Raw genomic sequence first — 9,034 nt, 5'->3', positions numbered from 1 at the left:
AGGACCTCGTCGATACCACCGAGATGTACCTCCGGACGATCTACGAACTGGAGGAAGAGGGCATCCCCCCGCTGCGTGCGAGGATCGCCGAACGCCTGGACCAGTCGGGTCCGACCGTGAGCCAGACCGTCGCGCGCATGGAACGGGACGGTCTGCTCTGGATCGCCGACGACCGCTCCCTCAAGCTCACCGAGGAGGGGCGGGACCACGCCACCTCCGTCATGCGTAAGCACCGTCTGGCGGAGCGCCTGCTGGTCGACGTCATCGGACTGCCCTGGGAGTCCGTGCACGACGAGGCCTGCCGCTGGGAGCACGTGATGGGCGACGAGGTCGAGAAGCGGCTGCTCTCGGTCCTCACGAACCATGACACCTCACCGTTCGGCAACCCCGTCCCGGGCCTGGACAAGCTCGGCGACTCGTCCGTGGAGAACCCCTCCGCCTCACACCGCGCCTCCGACGTCGACCTCAGTTCCCCCACCCAGGCGATGATCGTGAGCTTCAACGAGATCGTCCAGGTCGAGCACAAGGTCATCGGCAAGCTCGGGCAGCACGGCATCCGGCCCGGCACCACCGTCACCATGCAGGACACCCCCGACGGTCTCACCATCGAGAACGCGGAGGGCGCCTCCGTGACCGTGCCTGAGGAGCTCGGACACGCCATCCGTATCGTGATCGAGGGGAACTAGGGGTCGATGGGAATCGCCGAGGGAGACCATGTCCTGGTGACCGGTGGTGCCGGGTACGTGGGCAGTGTCTGTGCCACCGTCCTGGTCGAGCAGGGTTACCGGGTGACCGTGATCGACGACCTGTCGACCGGAAACCGGGAGGCCGTACCGGAGCAGGCGGCGTTCCTCGAGGGGGATGTCGTCGAACGCGCGCCTGAGGCCCTGGCGGACAACTGCGCCGCGGTCTTCCACTTCGCCGCGAAGTCACTGGTCGGGGAATCGGTGACTGCCCCGGACATCTACTGGCACGGCAATGTGGTCACCACCCTGTCCCTGCTGGACCTGATGCGTTCGCACGGCGTGGACAACCTGGTGTTCTCATCGACGGCTGCCTGCTACGGCGAACCGACGACCGTCCCCATCACCGAGGACATGCCGACTGCGCCGACGAACCCCTACGGGGCGTCGAAGCTGTCGATCGACCAGATCATCACGTCCTACGCCAACGCCTTCGGACTGGGTGCGACGAGTCTGCGGTACTTCAACGTCGCGGGCGCCTACGGCAACGTGGGCGAGAACCGAGCGGTGGAGACCCACCTCATCCCCCTGGTTCTGCAGGTGGCGATGGACGCACGGGAGAAGATCATGGTGTACGGCGACGACTGGAACACCCCGGACGGCACCTGCGTCCGGGACTACATCCACATCCGGGACCTCGCCGAGGCCCACCTGCTGGCTGCGGCGTCGAACTCCGCCGGCCACCACCGGATATTCAACCTCGGCTCCGGCGACGGCTACAGCGTGCAGCAGGTCATCGACACGTGCCGTGAGGTCACCGGCCATGCGATCCCGGCCGAGAACGCCCCCCGTCGCGCCGGCGACCCTGCCACCCTGATCGCCTCGTCGACCCGGGCGGTCACCGAACTCGGCTGGAACCCCACCCGCTCCGACCTCCACACCATCGTCTCCGACGCGTGGGACTTCACGTCACAGCTCGGTGAGAGAGCGCATTTCGCACCTCGCTGACCGCCCCGCGATCGACGGCCGCCCTGATCAACCCCGCTCCGGCGGGGTTTTCGTGTTCCGCGGCCCGCGCCGCCCCGTCCACGAGGCGCAGTCCCTCGTCCAGGAACTTCCGGGCCAACTCCGAACCGGCTCCCCCGCACATCCCCACCACGATGATCTCGGCGATGCCCCCGGTGATCCTGTCCACGACCGTGTCCGACGGGGATCCACGGCCGTGTGCACCGTCCCCCATCTCCCCGAGGCACCGCCGGGCCGCCTGGAACCCCAGGACCCCTCCCCGACCGCATACGCCCATCACCGCGATCAGGGCCAGCGCACGGTGCCGCAACGCGGACCGTGCGAGCACCGCCACCTCCAGCAGCAGCCCCTCCACCGTCGCGCTCTCACGGCGCATCCCCAGTGTGACCAACGCGGGGAAGAGCCGCTCGTCGATGCACATGGCGAACAGCTCGGCTCCGAGCCCCTCAGAGAGCAGTCGGCGGCGCACCTCACCGCGCGCCGCCGACACCATCGAGTCCCGGTCCCCGTCCGCCGCCACAACATGGTCTATGTCCCGCACCAGGCGGCACATCGCCACGATGTCCCCGTACCCGGAACCGGCCGGCGGCCCCTCACCGGTGAACCAGGACCGCGGGAGTCGGGCCAGCAGCCCGGGGTCCCCCGCCGCCGTCAGAGCCTCATCCTCCATATCCAGTACACGGTTGAACTCCTCCGGGGAGGGAACCGGAGCATCGGGATCCTCCGTGACCTCCCAGGCCGGGTTGTCCGCCGGATCACCGAGGACGCCCGATTCCGCACAGAGCCAGCGTGCTCCCCGACCATCCTGTTCGATGCGCCGCCATGGTTGACCGTCCGCGATGGCGGGTGTGACGAACACTCCGTTGAAACCGACGGCGAAGCCTCCCAGCCGCCGGCGCGTCTCCTCGAGAATGCCGGTGATCCCACCCGGCAGGGGCCACGTCCCCGGCCCCACCACGATCACCGCCACCGAGGCACCGGGCCGGTCGTAGTTCGCCCGGCCCATCGCCCGTGCCCCGGCTGCGACAGCTTCCGACGACAGGTCGAACCGGACGACGGGCCCCACCGCGTCCGACCCGGGACCACCTCCCGACAGTCCCACCAGGATGATGCTCCCGGTCGGACGGAACCCCAGCAGCGCGGGCATGGCGGTGATGAGGGCCCCGGGGTCACTGCCCAGGGACACGCTCCGACGGTACGGTGCGGGAATTCCGGGCCCGCCGGCCGCGTTGTGCTCTGTGAATGTCATGGTGACATCCTCCACCACCGCCTCCCCGGGCCATCGTGGGCGAGTGCACGTTTCCCCAGGACGGTGTGGATAACCCCGCACTGTGGAATTCGTACAATTCGCCCCTCTGACCTCCGGAGATCCACCGTTCGCGGCACCGGAGCGGACTGGTAGACTACATTTACTGCGCCGCGCGCGAAACGAAGGGAGTACCGCACAGATGTCCACCGACAACCGCATGTACGAACTCGAGTACCCCGGCCCCTCAACCCAGTCCGGGGACGAGGTGAATGGCCTCCCGATGGTCGTCGCCCTCCAGGGCTACGCCGACGCGGGACACGGGGTGCAGCAGGCCGGGCAGCACATGCTCCAGGCCCTCGACCACACCGCGGTCGCCTCCTTCAACGTCGACGAGCTCATCGACTACCGCTCGCGGCGCCCCGGCGTCACCATCGACGGTGGCCGCCTGGTCGACCGGGAGGACCTCTCGCTGACCCTGCACCGGGTAGAGGACACCGAAGGCAACCCCTTCATGCTCCTCAACGGCCCGGAGCCCGACCTGCGGTGGGAGGCTTTCGGCCGCGCAGTGGCGGAGCTGGCCTCCCGCACCAACGTCGACCGTGTCGTAACCTTGTACTCCGCACCGATGACGGTCCCCCACACCCGGCCGCTCGTCGTGTCGGCGCACAGCTCCGACCCCGCACTCACCGCTGACCTCCGCGGCTGGGATTCCCGGATGATCATCCCGGGTGCCGCTGCCCTGGATGTCGAGCTGCTTCTGTCACGGGCCGGACTGTCCACGGTGGGGTTGACGGCCCACGTCCCGCACTACATCGCGGCGTCCGACTACCCGGAGGCGACCTACGGTCTGCTCCACACGGTGGAGAAGGTCGCCGAACTCACGTTGCCGCTGCGCGCCCTGCAGACCGACATGGAGAAGGTGCGGGAGCAACTGGCCGAGCAGGTCGACGACTCCGCCGAGATCGCCACGGTGGTCGGTGCCCTGGAGCGCCAGTACGACGAGGAGATCGCGCGGATCAGGCGCCGCCGCGAGAACACACTGCTCGCACCAGGTGAGGAGATCCCCTCGGGCGAGGAGATCAGTGCCGAGTTCGAGCGTCTCCTCAGCGATGCCGCCGACTCCACCGACCAGACCGACGGTGACGACGGTGACGACGGTGATGGCAACGACGACAACGGCAACCCACACCCCAGCCCCGACACCGACAGGTAGACTGCGTGACCGCCACCTCCCCTCCCGACCAGACCCTGGCTGACCTGCTCCCCGATCTCGCCGAGGTCCCGGAGAGCCTCGTCGACGACGCGGTACTGGAATCCTTCCTCGCATGGTCGAGGGACCGCGGGATCTCGCTCTACCCCGCCCAGGAGGACGCCGCCGTTGCCCTGGCCGCCGGGGACAACGTGATCCTGGCGACGCCGACCGGCTCCGGGAAGTCACTGGTCGCCACGGCGGCCCACTTCACCGCCCTGGCCCACGGCAGGCGCACCTTCTACACCGCACCGATCAAGGCCCTGGTCAGTGAGAAGTTCTTCTCCCTGTGCGAGATCTTCGGCGCGGAGAACGTCGGCATGATGACCGGCGACGCCACCGTCAACGGCGGTGCCCCGGTCATCTGCGCCACCGCGGAGGTCGTGGCGAACATCGCGCTGCGCGACGGAGCGGCGGCCGATATCGACCAGGTCGTGATGGACGAGTTCCACTACTACTCCGAACCCGACCGCGGATGGGCCTGGCAGGTTCCGCTGCTGGAGCTGCCGAAAGTCCAGTTCCTGCTGATGAGCGCCACCCTCGGCGACACCGGCTGGCTCGAGGAGGACCTGACCAGGCGCACCGGGCGCACCACCACGTCCGTCACCGGGACGGTGCGTCCTGTCCCCCTGGACTTCGACTACGTCTACACGCCGGTGCACGAGACCCTGGAGAATCTGGTCGACTCCGGCAAGGCACCGGTCTACATCGTCCATTTCTCCCAGCGCGAGGCCGTGGAACGTGCGCAGGCGCTGACCAGCATGACGTTCGCCGACAAGGAGCGCAAGGCACTCATCGCCGGGGCGATCGGCGATTTCCGGTTCACCTCAGCCTTCGGCAAAACCCTCTCCGGGCTGCTCCGCCGTGGGATCGGCGTCCACCACGCCGGGATGCTCCCGAAGTACCGGCGACTGGTGGAGAAACTGGCCCAGCAGGGGCTGCTCACCGTCATCTCCGGCACGGACACCCTCGGGGTCGGCATCAACGTGCCCATCCGGACCGTACTGCTGACCGGGCTCGCGAAGTACGACGGCATCCGCCACCGCATCCTGAAGTCCCGTGAGTTCCACCAGATCGCCGGACGCGCGGGGCGTGCGGGCTACGACACGGAGGGAACCGTGGTCGTTGAGGCGCCCGAGCACGAGATCGAGAACTTCCGGCTGCGCCAGCGTGCCGGCACCGACCCGAAGAAGCTGAAGAAGCTGCGCAAGAAGTCCGCGCCCGACGGACGGGCCACGTGGTCCCAGTCCACGTACGAACGGCTGACCACCGCCGAACCGGAGGAACTCGTCAGCCAGTTCCGGATGTCGAATTCCATGCTGATCAACGTGGTCGCGCGTCCGGAGTGGACCTACGGTTCACTGAAGGGCCTGCTGCGCGACAACCACGACACCCGCTCCAAGCAGAACCGTGACATCCTCACCACCATCGACCTCTACCGTGGTCTGCTCCGTGCCGGGATCGTCGACGAAGTCCCGGCGGACACTCCGTCAGGCAAGGATGCACGCCTGACCCGGGAACTGCAGCGGGACTTCGCACTGAACCAGCCACTGTCCCCGTTCGCGTTGGCCGCCTTCGACCTCCTCGACCCCGAATCCGACACCTACACCCTCGACATCATCAGCACCGTCGAGGCCATCCTGGACGATCCGCGCCAGATCCTCACCGCCCAGCAGCGTGAACGCCGGGGCGAGGAGATCGCCGCCCTCAAGGCCGAGGGCGTCGACTACACCGAGCGCATGGCCATTGTCGAGGACATCACCTGGCCGAAGCCGCTGGAGGAGGAACTGGACCAGGCCTACGGGATCTTCTGCGAGTCCAACCCCTGGGCCGCAGAGTTCGACCTGTCACCCAAGTCGGTCGTGCGCGACATGATCGAGAAAGCGATGACCTTCTCCGACCTGGTCGCGACCTACACCCTGGCCCGTTCCGAGGGGGTGGTCCTCCGCTATCTCACGGACGCGTGGCGGACGCTGTCGCACACCGTCCCGCCGGAACACCGTGGTGAGGAACTGGAGGACATCATCGTCTGGCTGGGAGAACTCATCCGCCAGGTCGACTCCTCGCTGGTGGACGAATGGTCGGCGATGTCGGACCCGGACGCGCCGGTCACCGCCGAGCAGGTTGCCGAGCACGCCTTCGGCGTGGACGATCCGTCCCTGTTGAGCGCCAATCCCCGGGCCCTGCGCCGTATGGTGCGCAACCATTTCTTCCGGCACGTGGAACTCTTCGCCTTCGAACGGGAGAAGGATCTCGCCGCACTGGACGACTACCTGGACAACGCCCCCGACTGGCCCGACGAGATGGACGTGTACTTCAACGAGTACGCGGACATCGGGGTCGACGCGGCAGCGAGGTCCCCGGAACTCATCCTCATCACGGAGAAGGGCCGGCAGTGGCACGTGCGGCAGATACTCGATGACCCCGAGGGCGACCACGGCTGGGCCTTCACCGGTGTCGTCGACCTCGATGCCTCCGACCGTGACGGGGAGGTCCGGCTCAGCGAGTTGACCGTGTCCCGGGGGTGATCCCGCCGGACAGTACGCGACGGCTCTCCTCCGCGGATTCCCGGTAGGCGCCGGTCACAGCATCCGCGACCGCTCGGAAACCCTCGGCGCGGCTGGAGCTCGCCCGGTAGTTCAGGACGACCGCGCGGCTCGCCGTGGCAGCTCCCCCGGCGAAGGTCGCCAGGCCGACGCTGCGTCCCCCGCATTCCGCCGCGACCGCGCTCAGCGGTACGAGAGTGCAGCCGAGCCCGCCGACAACGCACTGCACGATGGTGGACAGACTCGACGCCCGGGTGGCGGCGCTGGCGGGGTCCACCGACAGCGACGCGGACCGGCACAGGTCGAGGACCTGGTCACGAAGGCAGTGGCCGTCATCCAGCAGCAGGAGGTCGAGACCGTCCAGATCGTCGAGACGCAGGTCCCGCCGCCCCGACAAGGGGTGCCCGTGCGGGAGGACCAGGACAAACTCCTCGGTGTAGAGGTCGATGTGCTCGATCCCGGCCCCCGGCTCGGACGTGGCGACGACCGCGGCATCCAGTCCCCCCTGCCGCAGTGACTCCATGAGGGTCGACGTCTTCTCCTCGACGATCCTGGGGTCGAGGTCGGGGGCCGTGACTGGCAGGGACTTCAGGAATGACGGCAGGACGAACGGCGTGATCGTGGGGATCATCCCGATCGTCATCGGACCGTTCGACCCCCCGACCGCCCCCCGTGCGTTGTTCATGAAGGAATCGAGGCTCTCCAGTGTGGCCCGGGCGTACGGCAGCAGTTCGGTGCCGACGGAGGTGACGATCACCCGGCGGGTGGACCGCTCGATCAGTTGCAGGCCGAGGCCGTTCTCGAGGGCGGCGAGAGCCTGCGACAGGGACGGCTGGGAGATACCGAGGCGCTGGGCCGCCGCCCCGAAGTGGCCGTGTTCCGCGATGGTGACGAACGTCCGGAGCTGGGCGACTGTGGGGCGGTACTCCTTATTGACCATACCTATCAGGGTACATCACCAGGACATAGTGACCCTATCCCAACGGTCACATAACCGTATCTTATCTATACGGAAAAATAGAAAGGTTTATCTTTTGCACTATCGGTGGGTCCATGGCATAATCGTCTATGGATCAAGAAGCACTTACTAGGAGGCATACACAGTGTCCATTCTCACCGTCGGTGACCAGTTCCCCGAGTTCAACCTCACCGCCCTGAAGGGCGGCGACCTGCACGAGGCCAACGCCCAGCAGCCGGAGGACTACTTCGAGGACGTCACCCTCGACAAGTACGAGGGCAAGTGGAAGGTCGTCTTCTTCTACCCCAAGGACTTCACCTTCGTCTGCCCCACCGAGATCGCCGCATTCGGCAAGCTCGACGAGGAGTTCCAGGACCGCGACACGCAGATCCTCGGTGGCTCCACCGACAACGAGTTCGCCCACTTCAACTGGCGCGCAACCCACCCGGAGCTCAAGGACGTCCCCTTCCCGATGTTCGCTGACGTGCGCCACGACCTGATCCGCGCCCTGGGCGTGGAGAACGCCGCCGGCGTCGCGGACCGTGCCACCTACATCGTGGACCCGGACAACGTCGTCCAGTTCGTCTCCGTCACCCCTGACGCCGTCGGCCGCAACGTCGACGAGGTCCTCCGCGTCCTCGACGCCCTGCAGTCGGAGGAGGTGTGCGCCTGCAACTGGCAGGCCAACGACCCGACCAAGAACATCAACAAGATGGACGTTGTACAGGGGGCCCTGAACTAGTATGTCGATCGACAACCTGAAGTCCGGACTGCCCGAGTACGCCAAGGACCTCAAGCTGAACCTCAGCTCGCTGGCCCGGTCCACCGAGCTGTCCGAGCAGCAGCTGTGGGGCACCTTCGTGGCCGCCGCAGCCGCCACCCGCAATGACCAGGTGCTGTCGGAGATCTCGGACGAGGCGGGTAACCACCTCTCCGACGAGGCCTACAACGCCGCTCTCGCCGCCGCCTCCATCATGGCGATGAACAACGTCGCCTACCGTGCCCGCGGATGGCTGGGGGATGACTACGCCCAGGTCAAGATGGGGCTGCGGATGAACGTCATCGGCAAGCCGGGGATCGAGAAGGTCGACTTCGAGCTCTTCTCCCTGGCCGTCTCCACCATCAACGGCTGTGAGCACTGCACCATCGCCCACGAGAAGACCGTCCGCGAGGAGGGCCTCACCAAGGAGCAGGTCTTCGAGTCCGTCAAGATCGCGGCGACCGTCCAGGGCGTTGCCCAGGCGATCGAGATCGAGGACGCCCGCTAAACACGGTTCCACGTCGGGCGCTCCACGGCCCGCCGTCAGAGGCCACCGTCAATGG

General features: G+C 67.2%; 8 protein-coding genes. 6 read left to right on the top strand and 2 right to left on the bottom strand.

The genetic code is table 11. The annotated features are described in order from the left end of the window. Both ACTIL2_RS10985 and galE read left to right on the top strand, forming a co-directional pair. Positions 1-686: iron dependent repressor, metal binding and dimerization domain protein (locus ACTIL2_RS10985; protein WP_442337507.1), on the top strand; the 686-nt coding region annotated here is incomplete at its 5' end. Positions 687-692: 6 nt separating this feature from the next. Continuing rightward, on the top strand, positions 693-1,691 hold the full coding sequence (gene galE, locus ACTIL2_RS10980; RefSeq protein ID WP_442337506.1) for a UDP-glucose 4-epimerase GalE: 999 nt from the start codon (positions 693-695) through the stop codon (positions 1,689-1,691). Here galE and ACTIL2_RS10975 read toward each other — a convergent pair. Then, positions 1,648-2,958, bottom strand: a complete 1,311-nt coding sequence (locus ACTIL2_RS10975; protein WP_442337505.1) for a DUF4192 family protein — start codon at positions 2,956-2,958, stop codon at positions 1,648-1,650. The genes galE and ACTIL2_RS10975 overlap by 44 nt on opposite strands. A 199-nt stretch (positions 2,959-3,157) precedes the next feature. On the opposite strand from ACTIL2_RS10975, the gene ACTIL2_RS10970 reads away from it, so the two are divergent. Then, entirely contained in the window at positions 3,158-4,171 is a 1,014-nt protein-coding gene (locus tag ACTIL2_RS10970) for a PAC2 family protein (protein WP_442337504.1), read from the top strand. A gap of 5 nt (positions 4,172-4,176) precedes the next feature. Then, positions 4,177-6,735 (top strand): DEAD/DEAH box helicase, encoded by a 2,559-nt coding sequence (locus ACTIL2_RS10965; RefSeq protein ID WP_442337503.1) that lies wholly within the window; start codon positions 4,177-4,179, stop codon positions 6,733-6,735. Here ACTIL2_RS10965 and ACTIL2_RS10960 read toward each other — a convergent pair. Next, positions 6,707-7,693 carry a LysR family transcriptional regulator gene (locus ACTIL2_RS10960; protein WP_442337502.1) on the bottom strand — a complete coding sequence of 329 codons (987 nt, stop codon included), beginning with the start codon at positions 7,691-7,693 and terminating at the stop codon, positions 6,707-6,709. The genes ACTIL2_RS10965 and ACTIL2_RS10960 overlap by 29 nt on opposite strands. Before the next feature lie 163 nt (positions 7,694-7,856). Here ACTIL2_RS10960 and ACTIL2_RS10955 point away from each other — a divergent pair, with 163 nt between their 5' ends. Continuing rightward, positions 7,857-8,453, top strand: coding sequence for a peroxiredoxin (locus tag ACTIL2_RS10955; RefSeq protein ID WP_442337501.1), 597 nt, complete (start codon positions 7,857-7,859; stop codon positions 8,451-8,453). 1 nt (position 8,454) lies between these two features. Further along, positions 8,455-8,979 carry a carboxymuconolactone decarboxylase family protein gene (locus ACTIL2_RS10950; protein WP_442337500.1) on the top strand — a complete coding sequence of 175 codons (525 nt, stop codon included), beginning with the start codon at positions 8,455-8,457 and terminating at the stop codon, positions 8,977-8,979. Positions 8,980-9,034 lie beyond the last annotated feature (55 nt).

The sequence above is a fragment of the Corynebacterium sp. genome, from assembly GCF_052107835.1.
In the GTDB taxonomy this organism is placed as follows: domain Bacteria; phylum Actinomycetota; class Actinomycetes; order Mycobacteriales; family Mycobacteriaceae; genus Corynebacterium.
This window is presented reverse-complemented; position numbering and strand designations above follow the sequence as displayed.

What these genes read in the sequence shown, in the direction of transcription:
- galE (WP_442337506.1), top strand. Translation starts at nt 693, where the DNA reads ATGGGAATCGCCGAGGGAGACCATGTCCTGGTGACCGGTGGTGCCGGG.
- ACTIL2_RS10975 (WP_442337505.1), bottom strand. Translation starts at nt 2,958, where the DNA reads ATGACATTCACAGAGCACAACGCGGCCGGCGGGCCCGGAATTCCCGCA.
- ACTIL2_RS10970 (WP_442337504.1), top strand. Translation starts at nt 3,158, where the DNA reads ATGTCCACCGACAACCGCATGTACGAACTCGAGTACCCCGGCCCCTCA.
- ACTIL2_RS10960 (WP_442337502.1), bottom strand. Translation starts at nt 7,693, where the DNA reads ATGGTCAATAAGGAGTACCGCCCCACAGTCGCCCAGCTCCGGACGTTC.
- ACTIL2_RS10950 (WP_442337500.1), top strand. Translation starts at nt 8,455, where the DNA reads ATGTCGATCGACAACCTGAAGTCCGGACTGCCCGAGTACGCCAAGGAC.